The organism is Amycolatopsis sp. NPDC004079, from assembly GCF_040610415.1.
Classification (GTDB): Bacteria; Actinomycetota; Actinomycetes; order Mycobacteriales; family Pseudonocardiaceae; genus Amycolatopsis; species Amycolatopsis halotolerans.
This window is the reverse complement of sequence record NZ_JBEXMH010000017.1, coordinates 70,672-87,785: the sequence shown is the minus strand read 5'-3', so window position 1 is coordinate 87,785 and position 17,114 is coordinate 70,672. Positions and strand designations below refer to the sequence as shown.

Genomic DNA, 17,114 nt, shown 5'->3' with positions numbered 1-17,114 from the left:
CCTCGTTGTCTATTATAAGGGGAGTGGCCAGTGACGGTCATCAGGGACAGTCGTCGGACGGAGACGCCGAACGCGGTCATGACGACGCTGGCGTCGCCGACTCAGGGCGGCAGTCAGCAGGCGGTCTGGAAAGTGGAGATGGTGCCGGGTGCGGTCGGGCCGGTGCATGCGTTCGATTCCGAGCAGGTGTGGACGGTTCTCGGCGGCGGGGCGGAGATTGAACTGGGCGGCGTCGTCGAGGTCGTGAAGGAAGGGGAGACGGTGGTGCTGCCCGCGGACGCCGAGCGGCAGGTGCGGGCCGATGCGAGCAGCGGCATGGTGGCGATCGTGTGTGCGCCGGGGAGTACGCGGGTGTATCGGACTGGCGTGGTGCCAGCGTGTGCGACGGCCGACGGGGACAAGATTCTTCCGGACTGGGTGGCCTGACCTGTGGCGGGCGTCACGGAATGTTCGGCGATCTTGAGCGCTACAACGGATATGTCTGCTCCCACCACGCCGCCCGCCGCTGAAGAAACCGCCTCGGTCGTTCCCGTTCTGGACGACTTCGACTTTCCGCTCGTCGACGGCGCCGCTTGCCGCATCGACGACCCGGATTGCGAAGCCTGCCAGTAATAACGCACGGGGCGTGACGAGCGGTCACCGCATGAGTGACCGCTCGTCTCCGCCGCGAACCTCCAGGTGCGTCAGCCGAAAGAATGGGCCGACTCCGCCGCGGCGGATCGTGTTCCAAGAGGCTTGACCGGCTGCCGCAGAACCGTCTTCAGCTTGTCGGGCGCGGTGCGGCGCGGGTCGCTCAGGTAGATCTCGTGGTGGTCGCCGTTGAACGTCAGGCCGTGCTCGGGCAGGTATTCGTGGTGGAGCCGGTTCAGCGTGGGCGTTTCGTCGTCGTACGAGCCGAGGTGCAGGATCTGGACGCTCGTGCCCTCCGTCAGCGTGCGTAGCCGAACCCCGGCGAGCGCGGGGTTGTCCTTCTTCTTCGCGACGCTCTCGGCGGCCTCCCGGACCATCTCCCCGGTGACCCAGTCCGGCTGGCTGATCAGCATCGTCCAGTCCCATTTCTCTTTGTCGCGCGCGAGAAAAACGCTGGGGTCGTCCGCGCGCCACAGGCCCTCGAGCGGTCCGACGACGAAGTCCCGGCCGAGGTTTTTCTTGCTGGCGAACTTCACCGAATAAGCGATTCCGTACAGCGCTTCGACGGCGTTCGTGTACTCCTGAGCAGTGTTCGGATCGCCGTGGCCGTCGGCGGCGAGGTACTGGAGCGCGGGTACGTCCACGACGGTGAAGTCCTTCGACGGCGGCGAATACAGCGCGCGGTGGGCTTTCTTGACGTCGTACTTGTCCACCGTGGTCTCCTTGCTGAGGACGCTTTCGGTCCAGGTGAGGTCGGCCGTGAGCATCGCTTCGCTGTAGTCGAAGATCGCCGCCGCGGCGTCCGGCAACGGTTCTTGGCTGGCGCGCGTCGCCCGGACTTCGGCGAGTTGTTCGCGCAACGCGGCGAGTCGCGCGGTCAGCCCGGCGTGCACTTCCGCGTCCGGCAGGCCGGGGCTGTTGGCCATCGCGACGAGGACCCGCGCGTGGATCGGGGTCAGCGCGGTGAGCGCTTCGCGGGTGGCCTCCGCGCACAGCTCGACGCCGGCCTGCGTGGCTTGGATGGTCGCGCGCGATTTGCCGGAGCGGGGAGCGCCGGTCGCTTCGATCAGGCCGCGCTTGGCCAGTTTGTCGAGGACGTAATAGATCGAGGAGAAACCGAGCGCGGTCCACGTGCGGATGCCGCGTTCCTCGACCACCCGTTCCAGCGCGTAGCCGTGCCGCGGTTGCTCGACAAGCAAACCGAGGATGGTCAGTTCGGCGTCGGTGAGGGCGGCCATGCCCGCTATTCTAGTACTAGAATAGCTGAGCCTCCAGTACCGCGACCTCCGGTGCGGGGTCGAAGCCGTGCCCGACCAGGAAATGGACGACCCGCAGGCTGCGCAGCGACCACCACGCGCGGAGCACGTCGAGGTCGACGCCGTCGCCGTAGCCGGCCAGGACGTCGTCGAGGTGTTCCTGGTGGGCGAGCGTCAAGGCGGCGAGGTCGAAGTGGGCGTCGCCCTGGGCGGCTTCGGACCAGTCGAGGACGCCGGTCACCTCGTCGCCCTCGACGAAGATGTGCGCGACCTGCAGGTCTCCGTGCGTGAACACCGGGGTCCACGGCCGGAGCGCGGCCTCGGCGAGGCGGCGGTTGCCGGTGACCAGGCTGGCGGGCAGGACGTCGTTCGCGATCAGCCATGCGCATTCGCGGTCGAGGTCCGCGGCGAGCTGGCCGGGGTCGAGGCCGGGCGACGGCGGCAGCGGCGCCTCGTGCAGCTTCCGGGCGGCGGCTCCGGCGGCGACCCAGGCTTCCGGCGACGCGGTCGACGGTTTCCCCGGGCGGCCGAGTTCCCGTCCGGGCAGCGCGGCGAGGGCGAGCACGGGCGGTTTCCGCCAGAGGATCTCCGGGGTCGGGAGCGGTGCCAGCGCCATCGCGGCAACCTCGGCGTCGGCGCGTGCCCGGTCGGTGTCGACCTTCAGGAACACGTCGCCGACGCGCAGGGTCGCGCGTTCGTGGTGGGCGACGACGATTTCGACTTCCTCCATGCCCGCGATTGTCACGAAGACGAGCACGGACGGCACCGGATTTTCGCGACGGCGGCGGCGAGTACCCCCAGCACTCGCCCCCCCTCCGACGCCAGGTAGGCGGGGGCGGTGCGCGGTCCGTGAGGGGAACCTTCACGGACTCTGAGTCCCTCAGGGTTCCCCTCACGGACCTGCCGAGCCGCGCACGCGGGCCTGGCATCGCGCCGCTGGTCGGAGGATGTCCGCCCGGCCCCACCGCCGCCGGCCCCCGAGCCGGCGACCAGGTCCCCACCTCGGGGGCCGGACGTGGTTCCACCATGCCCGGAGGCGTCCCCAACCTGTCCCCGGTCTGTCCCTTCGTCCTCGCGGAGGCCGTTGACCTGCGCGGGTATGCTCAGGCCCGCAGCGGTGCCGGAGCCGAGGGGGGAACCGCGGAATGGATTTTCGCGTGCTCGGGGCGCTGGAAATCCAGACTGGATCCGACCGGCTGACGCTGCCCGGCGCGCGCCATCGCCGCGTGCTGGCTTGTTTGCTGCTCTCGCCGAACTCCGTCGTTCCGCTGCCGAAGCTGATCGAGGCGACGTGGGACGGCGAGCCGCCCGCGACGGCCACGAAGCAGATCCAGAACTGTGTTTCGGTGCTGCGCGAGCGGCTGGCCGATCCCGGACAACAGCTCATCGTGACCGACGGTTCCGGCTACCGGATCACGGTCGACAATCAGCAAGTCGACTGGCTTCGATTTACCGACGCTGTTGCTGCTGCCCGCCAGTCGGCGGAGGGCGGTGCGCTGGCCGAGGGCGTCGAGGAGATCCGCTCGGCGTTGAAGCTGTGGCGTGGTCCGGTGCTGGACGGACTGGACTCCGCAGCGCTAGCCGGGCGCGCGGCGCGGCTGGAGGAGCAGCGGCTGAACGCGCTGGAGCTGTGCATTGACTGGCAGCTGAAGCTGGGCCAGTACCGCGAGGTCGTGGACGAGCTGGCGGAGATCGTCGAGGAACATCCGCTGCGGGAACGGCCGTACGCACAGCTGATGCTCGCGTTGGATCGCAGCGGGCGGCAGGCGGACGCTCTGACGGTGTTCCAGCAGTTGCGGACGCAGCTCGCCGAGGAGCTCGGGGTCGATCCCGGTGCCGAGGTGCGCCGGTTGCACGAGCGGATTCTGCGTGGTGAGACGGAAGAACCGAGCCAGCCGGAGGAGTCGCCGAGCCCGCCGGAGCAACCGTCGAGTCAGCTTGACCGGGCGGCCGACGAACTCGCGGCGGCGATCGTCCGGCAATGGACCGCGGAGGCCGAGATCCGCTCGCTGCACCGTCCGGAACCGGTTCCGCTGACCTGGACGAGCACCGAGCGTCCGGTCGCCGCGGCGGCACCGGCGGTGCTCGGCCTGCCCGGCGACCAGAGCAGGCTGACGTTCAGCGGCGATCTCACCGACGTCGTCGCGAAGTTCCGGCAGGTTTCGGCGCGGCAGCTGGTCGTGCTCGGCGAACCGGGCGCGGGGAAATCGGTGCTGGCCATCCTGCTCACGCTCGGGCTGCTGGCCGACCCGCCGCCGGGCGAACCGGTGCCGGTGCTGCTGCCGCTGTCGTCGTGGAATCCCCGCGAGGAACACCTGCACGGCTGGCTGGCCCGACGGCTGGTCGAGGAGTATCCGGGCCTGGCCAACACCGGCGCGTACGGCAAGGGCGCGGCGCTTCGGCTGGTGCTCGAAGGCCGGATCATCCCGGTGCTCGACGGGCTCGACGAGCTGGCGCCCGGGCTGCACACCGCCGCGATCGACGCGCTGGACCAGGCCGTTTCCGGAGGCCGGCCGCTCGTGGTGACCTGCCGCAGCACCGAGTACGAGTTCGCGGTGCGGCAGTCCGGGACCTTCCTGTCGCGGGCGGCGGTGGTGGAGATCGAACCGGTCGAGACCGAGGACGCGATCGACTTCCTCACCGCGCGGCAGCGGTTCGGCGAAACCCGCTGGGAACCGGTGGTCCGGCAGCTGCGGAAGAGCCCGGAAAGCGCGCTGGCACAGGCACTTCGCACGCCGCTGATGGTCGACCTGGCCAGGACGGCGTACGCGCATCCGTCGACCGATCCCGGCGAACTCTGCGACACGAACCGGTTTCCCGACCGCGCGGCGATCGAGGGACATCTGCTGGACGAGTACCTGCCGGTGGTCTACACCTCCCGTCCGGCACCGCCCGCGCGGCTCGACCGGCCGACCCGGCCCCGCGATTACCCGGCGGACCAGGCGCAGCGCTGGCTGAGTTTCTTCGCCCGGCAGCTGGAACGCGACCAGAGCCGCGATCTCGCGTGGTGGCAGCTGGATCGCGCGGTGCCGAGGCTGGTCCTCGGGCTCTGTCTTGGGCTGCCGCCTGCGTTGCTGTTCGCGCTGACCGGCTGGATCGCGGCAGGGCCGATGATCGGCGCGATCTACGGGCTGTCGTTCGCGGTTGCAGGTTGTGTAACGCATACAGTCGGCAGCCGACCGGGTCCGTTGCGCGTGGAGGCGCGGTTCCGCGGCACTGCGGGCCGTTTCCTGCGGCGGTTCGCGGTCGGGGTGCTGATCGGGGTCTGCCTCGGGCTGGCCTGGTCGCTGTCGGCCGGGGTGATCGCGCTGCTCGCGGTGGTGTTCGGGCTGGCGATCGGGGTGCACGTCTGGCTGGACACGCCGCTGGAGGCGAGCCGGGTGTCGAGTCCGGCGAGCGTCCTGCGCAACGACCGCGCCGCGACGCTGTCGTTCACCTTGTCCTTCATCGTTTCGCTGGGCTTGTTCTATGGGATGGCGTTCGCCTTCACGAAGGAGACGCGATTCCTCGGCGTTTTCCACGACCACTACGACCTGGCGCTGGCCTTCGCCGGCGGGCTGGCGTCGGCGTTGCTCGGCCGGTTTTTGGTGCGGAGCCCGGGAAGTCTCGCCTACGGCCTCGCTGGCGTGCTCATCGGCGGCCAAGTCTTTTCGCGGGCGTCGAGCACGGCGCAGGCGATCGCGGCGGGGGTCGGGTTCGGGCTGGCGGTGGGGCTGAGCGTGTGGATCGCCCGGGCTTGGGGTGCGTACACGTTCAGCCGGTTGTGGCTGGCCTCGCGGAAGCGGATCCCGTTGGACCTGATGGGTTTCCTCGACGACGCGCATCGCCGGGGCGTCCTGCGGCAGGTCGGCGAGGTATACCAGTTCCGGCACGCTCGATTGCAGGAACGGCTGGCGGATCCGTCCTAGGCCCGCAAACTCGGGTCCTGCGAAGGGTCGGCGTACATCGGCGGGCAGCCCTGGTCGATAGCTTCGGGGCGCAGTTCGTAGTGCCACGGTTCGTTGCGGTAGATCTGGCACAGTCCATACGCGGCACCGTGTTTCGACAGCCAGGCCGTGGCCTCGAAGGGACCGAGGTCGATCGCGTTCCCCAAAACGTGCGCGGACCGGTCCGCAGTGGCTACCCAACGCGCGGCTTCCTGTTCCGAGCCGTATCTGGCGATTGCCTTGTGCCGAAGCTGATTCTGATACGCCGGGGACCGCCAGCCGCTGTTGACGCGGAACTCGACGCCGTCGTTCGCGGCGTCCTTCGCCGCCCGCCGCAGTGCATCCAGGAACGCCGGGGCGAGATTGGCGACGGCGGAAATCTCGGCGAACACCGTCGTGCCGGACGGGACGGCTCCGTCGGCCTCGCTCAGTGCGTCACGACGGCGAAGCACCCGGCCGACAGTTCGCCGGAAGACGGCGAGAGCCGGGCGTCGTGCTGATTCGCTGCGGGTCATGGCGTTCAGCCAAGGCGAAACGGTGTTGCCGGCGTGTACGCGGTTTCGGATATGCCAGCGATACGCGTCTGCTCGTAGCATCGACGGCATGCGTGTGCTGATCGTCGAGGACGAGCCGTACCTGGCCGAGGCCATTCGGGACGGACTGCGCCTGGAAGCGATCGCGGCCGACCTCGCCGGGGACGGGGACACCGCGCTGGAAATGCTCAGCGTCAACGCTTACGACATGGCGGTGCTCGACCGGGACATCCCCGGCCCGTCCGGCGACGAGATCGCGAAACGCGTCGTCGCGTCCGGCAGCGGCATGCCGATCCTGATGCTCACCGCCGCCGACCGGCTCGACGACAAGGTCTCCGGCTTCGAACTCGGCGCCGACGACTACCTCACCAAACCGTTCGAGCTGCGGGAACTCGTGCTCCGGCTGCGCGCGCTCGACCGCAGGCGCGCGCACAACCGGCCGCCGGTCCGGGAAATCGCGGGACTGAAGCTGGACCCGTTCCGCCGCGAGGTCTACCGGGACGGCCGGTACGTCGCGCTGACCCGGAAACAATTCGCCGTCCTCGAGGTTCTGGTCGCGGCCGAGGGCGGCGTGGTCAGCGCCGAAGAGCTCCTCGAGCGGGCCTGGGACGAGAACGCGGACCCGTTCACCAACGCTGTCCGCATCACGGTCTCGGCGCTGCGCAAACGGCTCGGCGAACCGTGGCTGGTCGCGACCGTCCCCGGGGTCGGCTACCGGATCGACGACGGATCGGCTCGCGGATGATCCGCGAGCCGGGGATGAGCGTCCGGCTCAAACTGACCCTCAGCTACGCCGGGTTCCTCATGCTGGCCGGCACGCTGCTGCTCGGCGCGGTGGGCCTGTTCCTGCTGAACTACCAGGAACGGGCGCTGGAAGTGATGCCGGTGGTGATGGCTCCGTCCGGCCGCGACCTGATCAAGGACTTCGCGCCCGACGCGGCCGTCGTGATGCTGCTCCTGCTGGTGTTCGGCCTGCTGGGCGGCTGGGTCCTGGCCGGGCGCATGCTCGCCCCGCTGACCCGGATCACCGCCGCGACCCGGCGCGCCGCGACCGGGTCGCTCGCCCACCGGATCGAACTGGAAGGCCGCGACGACGAGTTCCGCGAACTCGCCGACAGCTTCGACGCCATGCTCGCCCGCCTCGACGCGCACGTCGCCGAACAGCGCAGATTCGCCGCCAACGCCTCCCACGAGCTGCGCACCCCGCTGGCGATCACGCAGAGCCTCCTCGAAGTCGCCCGCAACGACCCGGACCGCGACGTCGGCGAACTCCACGAGCGTCTCCGCGTCGTGAACGCCCGGGCGATCGAGCTCACCGAAGCCTTGCTGCTGCTCAGCCGCGCGGATCAGCGGTCCTTCACCCGGGAACCGGTCGATCTGTCGCTTCTGGCCGAGGAAGCCGCCGAGACGCTTCTCCCGCTGGCCGAGAAGCACGGGGTCGTCATCGAGACTTCGGGAGACATCACTGCCGTTCGCGGGTCGCGTGCGCTGCTGCTGCAGTTGACGACGAATCTGCTGCACAACGCGATCGTCCACAACTTGCCGGAAGGCGGGACGGTGCAGCTTCGCGCCACTGCCTCCGCGACGGCGAGCACGCTCATCGTGGAAAACACCGGGGAGGAAGTCAGCCCGGAGAAGATCTGGACGTTCACCGAGCCGTTCCAGCGCGGTACCGAGCGGATCCGTCGTGACCACGCCGGGGTCGGTCTTGGGCTGGCGATCGTGAAGAGCATCGCGCAGGCGCATGACGGGACTCTTTCTCTCGCGCCGGGTGTTGCTGGCGGGCTTCGCGTGACGGTGCGGCTACCTGGCGGGGCGATGTCGTTCGGCGATCGCCAGGACGTGCCGGGCTAGGACGGTGTCGGCGTTGGGCGCTCCGGTCGCGGAGGCGCGGGCGGACATCGCCGCGATACGGGCCGGGTCGGTGAGGATCGGGATGAGCGTGGCTTCGATCCAAGCAGGGGTGAGGTCGGCGTCGTTGACGAGCAGTGCGCCACCCGCTGCGACGACTGGTCCGGCGTTCAGGCGTTGCTCGCCGCCGCGGTCCGGGAGCGGGACGAACGCGGCTGGCAGTCCGACGGCGGCCAGTTCCGCGCAGGTCATCGCGCCTGAGCGGCAGATCGCGAAGTCAGCTGCGGCGTAGGCGTACTGCATTTCGTCGACATACGGCAGGACTGCATACGACGGGTCGTTCGCTTCGACGGTGTGCTGTGGGCCGGTGATGTGCAGGACTTGGACCCCGGCTGCTTTCAGCTGTGCAGCTGCGCCGGAGGCGGCGGCGTTGATCGCGGTGGCGCCTTGCGAGCCGCCGGTGACCAGCAGAACTGGGCCGTCGGGGTGGAGGCCGAACTTCCGTCGAGCTGCTTCGCGGGTTGCGAGGCGGTCGAGTCCGGTGATCGCCGGTCGCAGTGGGATGCCGATCGCGGTGCTGTGTTTCAGCCGGACGTCCGGGGAGGCGGTGTAGACGTGCGTCGTCATCCGGGCGGCCAGCCGATTGGCTGCGCCGGGGCGGACGTTCGCCTCGTGGATCACGATGGGCAGGCGTCGCTGGCGGGCGGCGAGGTAAGCGGGTGCGGCGACGTAGCCGCCGAAACCCACTACGACGTCTGCCTGGACCTGGTCGAGGACCGCTCCGGCGGCGCGGATCGAATCGCGCAACCGGGACGGCGTCTTCAGGAGGGCCCGGGTTGCCTTGCGCGGCAAGGGCGCGGGAGGGATGAGTTCGAGCGGGTAGCCGCGGGCCGGGATGAGCGTGGTGTCCAGGCCGCGGACGGTGCCGAGCGCGGTGACCTCGGCGGCGGGGGCCAGCTTTCGCAGTGCGTCGGCGAAGTTCATCGCGGGCTCGATGTGCCCGGCGGAATGGCCTCCGGCGACGACCACGCGTGGTGCTCTGGTTTCCATCTACGCGACGAGGAAATCGAAGTACGTGTCTGGATAGGGCTCGTCCTTCAGCGTGTAGTGCCACCATTCGGCTTCGTAGGCGGCGAAACCGCAGTCCTCCATAATGGACCGGAGGTGTTCGCGGTTCGCTGCCTCGGTCGCGGTGATGCTGGGTGCGCCGTGGTGTGAGACGACGTCCATCAGGTCGAAGCCGCCGCCCATGGGGAGAAGCTCGCCGGTGTCCAGGCGATACAGCGTCAGATCGGCTGTGCTGCCTCGGGTGTGGCCGGATTTGGTCGCCACGTAGCCGTTTTCGAACATCTCCGCCCGGTTGAGGTTCGGGTAGTGCCGGCGTTTTGTGCGGCCGTCTTCGGGCTGTTCCGCCCAGCGCAGGAAGCAGTCCACGGCGCGCTGTGGCCGGTAGCCGTCCCAGATCAGCAGGCCGAAGCCCAGCGTCGCGGCTTTGTCTTGGGCGCTGTGGAGGGCGGTGCACAAGGCGTGGGTGCCGACGATCCGGTTCGCGAGGTAACCGTCGACGGGTTTGCCGGTGAAGTTGTCCCAGGTGGCGTACTTGGCGTCCCAGCGGATCCCGGGCGCGGCCTCGTCCAGGAAGGCGAAACCGTGCTTCATCGCGGCTGCCTGGCCAACGCGAGCGACACCATCCGGTCGAGCATTTCGGGGAACGGCAGCCCGGCCGCCGCCATCATCCGCGGGTACCGGCTGTAGGAGGTCAGGCCGGGGAAGGTGTTGACCTCGTTCAGCATGGCGGTGCCGTCTTCCAGCAGGAACAGGTCGACCCGGGCGAGTCCCGCGCAGCCCAGCGCGCGGTAGATGGTCTGGGCGGTCGCCTGGACGCGGGCGCGCGCCTGGCCGGAGATGTCGGCGGGGACGAGGATGGTCGAGTTCTCGGAGCCGCTTTCGGGATTGTCTTCCTGGTGGATCTTGAAGAAGCCGTGCGACAGCCGGATCTGGTCCGGTTCGCCGACTGTCAGCTCCGCGCCGTTGCCCAGCACCGCGCAACCCACCTCGCTGCCTTCGACCGCTTCCTCGATCAGCAACTTGGAATCGAACCGCGCTGCCTCAGCGATCGCGCCCGGCAAGTCCTCCTCGCGCGAAACCTTGGTGACGCCGAACGACGAACCGGACCGGGCCGGTTTCACGAAGACGGGGTAGGTGAACTTGCTCGCGTCGACGTTCTCGGCCGCGGTCCCGGCCCAGAAGTTCGGCGTGGCGATGCCCGCGCTGTCGACGACCAGGTACGCGAGGGATTTGTCCATGCACAGCGCGGAACTCTGCACGTCGCAGCCCGCGTACGGGATTCCGGACAGCTCCAGGAGGCCCTGCGTCGCGCCGTCCTCGCCGAGCTTTCCGTGCAGTACCGGCAGCACCACGTCCAGCCGGACCGGTTCGTATTTCCCCTGGTCCTCGACGAGCAGCCCGTGGACGCTCCGGTCGGGCGACAGCATCGCCGGGCGTCCGCCGTCCTCCCACGCTTCGCCGGGGCCGTCGCACAGCTTCCAGGAGCCGTCCTTGGTGATCCCGATCCAGTACGGCTCGTACTTTTCCGGGTCGAGGTTCTTCGCGACCTCGCGCGCGGATTTGACCGAGACGGGGTGTTCCTCGGAGATTCCCCCGAAGATGACGCCGACCTTGAGTTTAGTCATGGTTCGTCCAGCTTTCGAAATTCAGGCAGTTGAGGAGACTGTTTTCCACGGCGTCGCGCAAGGCGTGGTCGGTGTAGTACGCGGTGTGCGGGCTGATCAGGACGTTCGGCAGTTTCTGCAATCGCGCCAGATTCGTGTTTTCGATCGGTTTTCGGCGGCAGTCGGCATAGAACATCCCTTCCTCCCCTTCGAGGACGTCCAATGCCGCGCCGCCCAGCCTGCCGCTTTCCAGCGCGGACAGGAGGGCTTCGGTGTCGATCAGCCCGCCGCGGCCGGTGTTGACGACGATCGCCCCGGGTTTCAGCTGCGCGATCCGCGGCCGGTTCAGCAGGTGGCGGGTCTCGGGCGTGAGCGGGGTGTGGAGGGTGACGATGTCGCTCTGCCGCAGCAAATCGTCGAGGGGAACGTAGTCCGCCGACGTCCGCGGGCGGAGGTCGTAAGCCAGCTTCTGGCCGCCGAAACCCCACAGCCGGTCGATGACCGCCGCGCCGATCCGTCCGGTTCCGATGACGCCGACGGTGAGGTCGCGCAGTTCTTTTCCCGGTAGATCGATTAACCGGTAATCGTGTGCGTCAGTCCGGCGGATGAGCGATTTCGCGTTGCGGATCGCCATTAGCATCAACATCAGCGTGTAGTCAGCGACGCTGTCGGGCGAGTACGCGACGTTTTCCACCGTGATGCCGATTTTCTCGGCGTACGCGACGTCGAGATGATTGCACCCGATGCTCCGCGTGGAGAGATATCTGACCCCGACCTCGCCGAGCGCGTGCAGAGCCGCGTTGGTGATGCGGGTTTTGTGGCTGACACTGACGCACCGATTCCCGGCGGCGAGCTCGACGTTGGCTTCCGACAGCGCCGCCGAGGTGACAGCCGGTGCCACCCCCAAACGAGACACCGCCTCCCGGACCAAGGCGGCTTCGTCGGGCCCGCACCCGTAGATCGTGATGCCGGTCGCCGGAACCAGCGACCGCAGCCCCGCGGCACGTGCCGGTTCGCGGTAGGTCATGCCTGCCAGTCAAGGCAGAACGATGTTGCCAGCACGTATGCGGTTTCCGATACACGGACGATATCTCCGGCCCAGCGAAGAAGGAAAACCGCACCGTGTGCGGTAACCACCGGTGTGATAGCCACAAATCCGGGAGCCATACCACTGTTTTCGCAGTTCAGGCACCCGGGTGTCGTCGTGGACCGGCACGGGCGCGATATCGGGCAACTCTTGTCCAGTGGCAACAAACCGTGCGACCGTTGAACGGACGGAACGATCTGCCGGGACCACGCCGGTCGTTCGAGGTGGCGGGCCGGTGGCGGCGCTGGGGGCGCGAAGGGCGGACGCGCAGGGGAGAAGCGGCAGTGACGGCGGTCGTGGCAGTGCATGTCCCGCGCCGGACGGTTCTGGACGTCGTTTTCGTCCACGGGCTGGACGGCGATGCCCGCGCGTCGTGGCGCTGCGGCGGGGACGGCACGTTCTGGCCGCGGTGGCTGGCCGCGGACCTCGCCGGCGTCGCGGTCTGGACCGTTGGGTACGAGGCGTGGTCGAGCGGATGGCGCGGCCAGTCGATGCCGGTGCCGGACCGGGCGGTCAACCTGATGGCGCAGCTGCGGAACGCCGGTCTCGGCGAGCGTCCGTTGTGCTTCGTCACGCACAGCATGGGCGGGCTGCTGGTGAAGGAGATCCTGCTGCACGCCGCTGAAAGCCGGACCGATTTCGCGTGCTTCGCGAAGGCGGCGCAGGGCGTCGTCTTCCTGAGCACGCCGCACACCGGCTCCGGGCTGGCGCGGGCGGTGGACGCGCTGGGCGTGCTGTACCGGGGCACGCCCGCGGTCGAGGACCTGCGCCGCAACGGCGCGTACTTGCGGCAGCTCAACGACCGCTACCGGGATTGGGCGGACGAGACCGGCATCGCCAACCTGGTGTTCTTCGAAACGCGCCTGACCCGCCGGGTCCGGGTGGTGGACGAGGCGTCGGCCAATCCCGGGCTGCCGAGGGTCCGCCCGATTCCGGTGGACGCGGACCACGTGGGCATCTGCAAGCCCGAGGACCGCGAGTCGCTCGTCTACGGGCAGGTCAAGCGGTTCGTCCTCGGCCTGCTGCCCGGGCAGGGCGACGGCCGGTCGCGCCCGGCGGCGGTGCACCGGACGATTCTCGTCGCCGACGTCGAAGGGTTCAGCGACCGGAGCCGGACCAACCGGAACCAGCTGTCCGTGCGCGACGCGATGTACCAGACGCTGCGCCGGGCGTTCCGGGAAGCCGGCATCCCCTGGGAGGCGTGCTACCACGAGGACCGGGGCGACGGGGTGCTGGTGCTCGCTCCCCCGGAAGTGCCGAAGGCGGCTTTCACCGAATCGCTTCCCGGCGCGATCGTCGAAACCCTGGAGGTCCACAACCGGGTCGCCGCCGCGGAAGAACAGATCCGGTTGCGGCTGGCGGTGCACGCCGGCGAGGTCCACTACGACCAGCACGGCGTGACGTCGAACGCGGTCGTGCTGGCTTTCCGGCTGGTTGATTCGCCCGCGCTGAAGTCCGCGCTGGCCGGGTCTTCGAGCGTTCTCGCGATGATGGTCTCGACGTGGTTCTTCGACGAGGTCGTGCGGCACAGCCAGAGCGGGTGCGCGGAGAACTCCCGGCCTTTCGCGGTGCCGCTGCGGGAAGGCCGGACGACCGGCTGGGTGAGCCTGCCCGGCGATCCGTGGCCCGCCGGCGGGACCGGCGAACCCCCGGGCCTCCTCGCTCCGCCCGCCGACCAGCCTTTCCGGTACCCGCCGGAGCGGGAGGGCGGCGTGAACGGCCAGCTGGCGAAACGCACGCTTCCCCGCGACGCTCCCGCGTTCACCGGCCGGGCCGCGGAACTGGAGAACGTGCTCAACGAGGTCGCCGACGCGGTCCAAACCGGCCGCATGGTGGCCATTCACGCGATCGACGGCATGGCGGGAGTCGGGAAAACCGCGCTCGCCGTGCACGCGGGCCACCTTCTCGCGGACCGGTTCCCGGACGCGCAGCTGTTCCTGCGGCTGCACGGGCACACCCCGGGCGAGCGGCCTGTCGGACCGGCGGACGCGCTCGCGTCGCTGCTGACCCTGATCGGCGTGACCGCACAGCAGATGCCCGCGGAGCTGGACGCCAGGGCGGCGCTGTGGCGCGACCGGCTGGCGGACAAGCGGGCGCTGCTGATCCTGGACGACGCGCTGAGCCACCAGCAGGTCGAACCGCTGCTGCCCGCGACGGCCGGATCGCTGGTGATCATCACCAGCCGCCGCAGGCTCATCGCCCTCGACGGGGCGGTTTCGCTGGCGCTCGACGTCCTGCCGGCCGAGGAGGCGTCGGCGTTGTTCGTGCGGCTTTCGGGCAGGCCGGTCCGGCCCGAGGAGAGCGAAGCGGTCGAGCGGGTCGTGCGGCTGTGCGGATGGCTGCCGCTGGCGGTGACGCTGCTGGCGGGGAGGCTCCGCAGTCGTCCACAGTGGACAGTGACCGACCTGGCGGACGAACTGGACTCGACGCACGACCGGCTCGGGCGGCTGCGCGCGGAGGACATCGAGGTGGCCGCCGCCTTCGACCTGTCCTACCGCGAACTCGGCCCCGGCCAGCAACGGTTCTTCCGCCGCGTCGGCCTGCATCCGGGGCCGGAACTCGACGCGCACGCGACGGCGGCGATGGCGGACATTCCGGTGGCCGAGGCCGGTGCGCACCTCGGCGCCCTCTACGACGACCACATGCTCGAGGAGCCGGCCTTCGACCGCTACCGGATGCACGACCTGATCCGCGAGTACTCCCGGAACCTCAGCCACAAGGACGGCCAGCAGGAGGCGGAACGAGCGGTCGGCAGGCTTTTCGACTACTACTGCGACACCGCCGCCGACGCGGCCGCGCGCATCGCCAAGGACGTGACCACCGACGGGCTCCGGGAAACCCGGTCGCTCCGGCGGCGGGCGGCCCGCGACACCCGGGTGGCCAACAGCATCGAAGCGTGGCGGTGGATGCGGGTCGAGTCTGTCAACCTGCTCGCCTGCGCCGACCACGCCATCCGGCACGGCTGGCATCAGCAGGTCGTCGATTTGTCGGCGTGCCTGGCCAAATTCCTCTATATCGCCGGGCCGTGGGACCGGGCGTCGCGGCTGCACCAGTCGGCGGTGCGCGCGGCGGAGCACAACGGCGACGAGGCGGCGCGGGCGCGCGCGTTGAACCATCTGGGAGGCGTGCAGCGGCGCATCGGCGACTATCAGTCCGCGGCCACGTCGCACACTGCCGCCCTGGAGAGTTACACGGCGCTGGGGGACGAGGCGGGACAGGCTGCCGCGCTCAGTCAGCTCGGGGCTGTGCGGCGCTGCCTCGACGACTATCCCGGCGCCGCCGAGGCCTTCCAGCGCGCGCTCGCCATGGCGATGAAACTCGGCGATCGCAGCGGGGAAGCACACGCACGCAACGAACTGGGCATCCTGTATCTGGTCAACGGCGACTACCGGGCCGCGGTCGGCTCGCACGAGCACGCCTTGAGCATTTACGAGGAGCTGGACGACCTTCTGGGGCAGGCGGACGCCTGGAACGAACTGGGGGTCGCGCGGCGGGCGATCGGCGATTTCCCCGGCGCGGTCGACGCGAACACCCGCGCGGTCGGCGGCTTCCGCAGGCTCGGCGACGGTTTCCACGAATCGTTCGCGCTCAACAGCCTCGCCGTGGCCTGGCGGATGATCGGCGAACCGCGGAAAGCGGCCGCCGCGCACAACGAGGCGCTGGCGATCTCCCGCGCGCTGGGCGACCGGCTCGGCGAAGGGTTCGGACTCAACGAACTCGGTGCGGCGCTGCGTCTTCTCGGGGAACTCGAGTCCGCGGAAAAGTGCCACACCGAGGCCCTGGACATCTTCTCCGAGCTGGGCAACCAGCTCGGCAAAGCCGAGACGCTGAACCACATGGGCGCGCTGCTGCTGGCGACCGGGCAGGCGGAGGACGCGGGCGAGCGGTACCGGAGCGCGCTGCCGCTGGCTCGCGAGGTGAACAGCCCGCTGGAAGAGGCACAGGCCTTGGCCGGGCTCGGCCGCTGCGCGCTTTCGCGCGGCGATCAGGACGCCGCGCGCGACTGCCTGCGCGCCGCGCTGGAGATCTTCGACCGCATCGGCTCGTCGGAGGCGGATTCCGTCCGGAACTATCTTCGCTTCGGCCGTGGATCGCCTTGACCCTCGGGTGGTTCGGGGAAACTCGGGGAATTCGGTGGAGTTCGCGGACTTGAGCGTGGTCGGATACCCGGATGCGAGAGTGGGAGCGGAAGTACGCCGAGCGCCGGGCGAAGGTCTTGGCGCTGCCGACCGTTCCTGTCTGGCACCATGCGCGAATCGTGCCGCCGCAGCGGGGAGATGTGCGGATTTCGGAGTCGATCGGGCCGTTCGGCGAGTTGATGGCGCTGTGGTCGGCCCCCGAGGACCAGCCGGTGAGGTTTCCGCGCGCGCCGGAATCGCGGCCGACGGCGGTGCCTGGTGCACGTGGCGGCCGGAAAGCCCGGACCGCAACGCGATCGTCTACGGCCCCGACGGCGAAGCGCTGGCCGAGCAGACGTTCCGCGACGGGATCGACCACGTCCAGACCACGCGGAGCGGCGAGACCTGGGTCGGCTACTTCGATGAGGGCGTCCTCGGCTCGAACGGCTGGAGCCACGGCGGCGGCGCGCCTCCGATCGGCCGGAGTGGGCTGGTGCGGTTCTCGGCCGACTTGACTGGGGAATGGCATTATCCCGACTTCGCTCGGGCGGCGCGGGGCAACTTTCTGGATTGCTACGCACTCAACGTCGACGGCGACACCGCCTGGACGTGCTACTACACCGATTGGCCCGTCGTCCGGATCCGCGACGACGGCGTGACCGGGTGGACCAACGGCATCAGCGGCGCCATCGCCTTGGCAGTGCGCGGTTCCCGGGTGGCGTTGTACGGCGGTTACGAGCCGTTGCGTGATCGGCTGGTGGCCGGGGTCCTGGACGACGGCCGCTTCCGGGTGACCGGCGAGTACCGGCTCGTTCTGCCCGACGGACACGAGGTACCGCGGCAGGCGAGGGTATTCGGGAGGGGCGCGGACCTGCACCTCGTGACCGGAGACGACTGGTTCCGGATCAGCCTCGACGACCTCCCGGCGTAAGAAAATCCCCGCCGCCAAACGGATTCCGCCACCGCGCCACCAAAGACCCCGGTTGTTCATCGACCGTTCACGCCGAAATCCCCGTGCCGCGCGTCAAAAGCTGAAGGATT

The 17,114-nt window shown here is 69.4% G+C and carries 14 protein-coding genes; 7 read left to right on the top strand and 7 right to left on the bottom strand.

Annotated features, from left to right (window positions below):
* Nucleotides 1-30: 30 nt before the first annotated feature.
* Both ABZX37_RS19605 and ABZX37_RS19600 read left to right on the top strand, forming a co-directional pair.
* Nucleotides 31-426: a cupin domain-containing protein gene (locus ABZX37_RS19605; RefSeq protein ID WP_354741331.1), complete on the top strand. Its 396-nt coding sequence runs from the start codon at nt 31-33 to the stop codon at nt 424-426.
* Nucleotides 427-477: 51 nt separating this feature from the next.
* Nucleotides 478-612, top strand: a complete 135-nt coding sequence (locus tag ABZX37_RS19600) for a hypothetical protein (protein WP_354741329.1) — start codon at nt 478-480, stop codon at nt 610-612.
* A gap of 71 nt (nt 613-683) precedes the next feature.
* Here the strand turns inward: ABZX37_RS19600 and ABZX37_RS19595 are convergent, their stop codons facing one another.
* Together ABZX37_RS19595 and ABZX37_RS19590 are read right to left on the bottom strand one after the other, a co-directional pair.
* Nucleotides 684-1,868, bottom strand: a complete 1,185-nt coding sequence (locus tag ABZX37_RS19595) for a GyrI-like domain-containing protein (RefSeq protein ID WP_354741327.1) — start codon at nt 1,866-1,868, stop codon at nt 684-686.
* A 16-nt stretch (nt 1,869-1,884) separates the two neighbouring features.
* Nucleotides 1,885-2,616 carry a phosphotransferase gene (locus ABZX37_RS19590; RefSeq protein ID WP_354741325.1) on the bottom strand — a complete coding sequence of 244 codons (732 nt, stop codon included), beginning with the start codon at nt 2,614-2,616 and terminating at the stop codon, nt 1,885-1,887.
* A 415-nt stretch (nt 2,617-3,031) separates the two neighbouring features.
* Here ABZX37_RS19590 and ABZX37_RS19585 point away from each other — a divergent pair, with 415 nt between their 5' ends.
* The gene (locus tag ABZX37_RS19585) at nt 3,032-5,794 is read left to right on the top strand and encodes a BTAD domain-containing putative transcriptional regulator (protein ID WP_354741323.1); all 2,763 of its coding nucleotides are present in this window, start codon (nt 3,032-3,034) and stop codon (nt 5,792-5,794) included.
* Here ABZX37_RS19585 and ABZX37_RS19580 read toward each other — a convergent pair.
* Complete coding sequence (locus ABZX37_RS19580) at nt 5,791-6,327, bottom strand: M15 family metallopeptidase (RefSeq protein WP_354741321.1); 537 nt, start codon at nt 6,325-6,327, stop codon at nt 5,791-5,793. The two genes, ABZX37_RS19585 and ABZX37_RS19580, sit on opposite strands and share 4 nt — an antisense overlap.
* Before the next feature lie 88 nt (nt 6,328-6,415).
* Here ABZX37_RS19580 and ABZX37_RS19575 point away from each other — a divergent pair, with 88 nt between their 5' ends.
* Nucleotides 6,416-7,090 (top strand): response regulator transcription factor, encoded by a 675-nt coding sequence (locus ABZX37_RS19575; RefSeq protein ID WP_344269313.1) that lies wholly within the window; start codon nt 6,416-6,418, stop codon nt 7,088-7,090.
* Complete coding sequence (locus tag ABZX37_RS19570) at nt 7,087-8,199, top strand: HAMP domain-containing sensor histidine kinase (RefSeq protein ID WP_354741319.1); 1,113 nt, start codon at nt 7,087-7,089, stop codon at nt 8,197-8,199. The genes ABZX37_RS19575 and ABZX37_RS19570 overlap by 4 nt, the downstream gene beginning before the upstream one ends.
* Here the strand turns inward: ABZX37_RS19570 and ABZX37_RS19565 are convergent.
* The 4 genes from ABZX37_RS19565 to ABZX37_RS19550 are packed head-to-tail and all read right to left on the bottom strand — an operon-like array spanning nt 8,149 to nt 11,895.
* Nucleotides 8,149-9,246 carry a UDP-N-acetylglucosamine--N-acetylmuramyl-(pentapeptide) pyrophosphoryl-undecaprenol N-acetylglucosamine transferase gene (locus ABZX37_RS19565; protein WP_354741317.1) on the bottom strand — a complete coding sequence of 366 codons (1,098 nt, stop codon included), beginning with the start codon at nt 9,244-9,246 and terminating at the stop codon, nt 8,149-8,151. The two genes, ABZX37_RS19570 and ABZX37_RS19565, sit on opposite strands and share 51 nt — an antisense overlap.
* Complete coding sequence (gene vanX, locus ABZX37_RS19560; protein WP_354741315.1) at nt 9,247-9,855, bottom strand: D-Ala-D-Ala dipeptidase VanX; 609 nt, start codon at nt 9,853-9,855, stop codon at nt 9,247-9,249.
* The gene (vanA, locus tag ABZX37_RS19555) at nt 9,852-10,889 is read right to left on the bottom strand and encodes a D-alanine--(R)-lactate ligase (protein ID WP_354741313.1); all 1,038 of its coding nucleotides are present in this window, start codon (nt 10,887-10,889) and stop codon (nt 9,852-9,854) included. The genes vanX and vanA overlap by 4 nt, the downstream gene beginning before the upstream one ends.
* A complete protein-coding gene (locus ABZX37_RS19550; RefSeq protein WP_354741311.1) occupies nt 10,882-11,895 on the bottom strand; it encodes a D-isomer specific 2-hydroxyacid dehydrogenase family protein in 1,014 nt (337 codons plus the stop codon). The genes vanA and ABZX37_RS19550 overlap by 8 nt, the downstream gene beginning before the upstream one ends.
* Nucleotides 11,896-12,239: 344 nt before the next feature.
* Here ABZX37_RS19550 and ABZX37_RS19545 point away from each other — a divergent pair, with 344 nt between their 5' ends.
* Nucleotides 12,240-16,055: a tetratricopeptide repeat protein gene (locus ABZX37_RS19545; protein WP_354741310.1), complete on the top strand. Its 3,816-nt coding sequence runs from the start codon at nt 12,240-12,242 to the stop codon at nt 16,053-16,055.
* Nucleotides 16,056-16,281: 226 nt separating this feature from the next.
* Nucleotides 16,282-17,004 carry a hypothetical protein gene (locus ABZX37_RS19540; protein WP_354741308.1) on the top strand — a complete coding sequence of 241 codons (723 nt, stop codon included), beginning with the start codon at nt 16,282-16,284 and terminating at the stop codon, nt 17,002-17,004.
* Nucleotides 17,005-17,114 lie beyond the last annotated feature (110 nt).

Bases quoted from the DNA above. Each gene is read 5' to 3' on its own strand.
- ABZX37_RS19590 (WP_354741325.1), bottom strand. From the start codon at position 2,616: ATGGAGGAAGTCGAAATCGTCGTCGCCCACCACGAACGCGCGACCCTG.
- vanX (WP_354741315.1), bottom strand. From the start codon at position 9,855: ATGAAGCACGGTTTCGCCTTCCTGGACGAGGCCGCGCCCGGGATCCGC.
- vanA (WP_354741313.1), bottom strand. From the start codon at position 10,889: ATGACTAAACTCAAGGTCGGCGTCATCTTCGGGGGAATCTCCGAGGAA.
- ABZX37_RS19580 (WP_354741321.1), bottom strand. From the start codon at position 6,327: ATGACCCGCAGCGAATCAGCACGACGCCCGGCTCTCGCCGTCTTCCGG.
- ABZX37_RS19585 (WP_354741323.1), top strand. From the start codon at position 3,032: ATGGATTTTCGCGTGCTCGGGGCGCTGGAAATCCAGACTGGATCCGAC.
- ABZX37_RS19600 (WP_354741329.1), top strand. From the start codon at position 478: ATGTCTGCTCCCACCACGCCGCCCGCCGCTGAAGAAACCGCCTCGGTC.
- ABZX37_RS19595 (WP_354741327.1), bottom strand. From the start codon at position 1,868: ATGGCCGCCCTCACCGACGCCGAACTGACCATCCTCGGTTTGCTTGTC.
- ABZX37_RS19550 (WP_354741311.1), bottom strand. From the start codon at position 11,895: ATGACCTACCGCGAACCGGCACGTGCCGCGGGGCTGCGGTCGCTGGTT.
- ABZX37_RS19565 (WP_354741317.1), bottom strand. From the start codon at position 9,246: ATGGAAACCAGAGCACCACGCGTGGTCGTCGCCGGAGGCCATTCCGCC.
- ABZX37_RS19570 (WP_354741319.1), top strand. From the start codon at position 7,087: ATGATCCGCGAGCCGGGGATGAGCGTCCGGCTCAAACTGACCCTCAGC.
- ABZX37_RS19575 (WP_344269313.1), top strand. From the start codon at position 6,416: ATGCGTGTGCTGATCGTCGAGGACGAGCCGTACCTGGCCGAGGCCATT.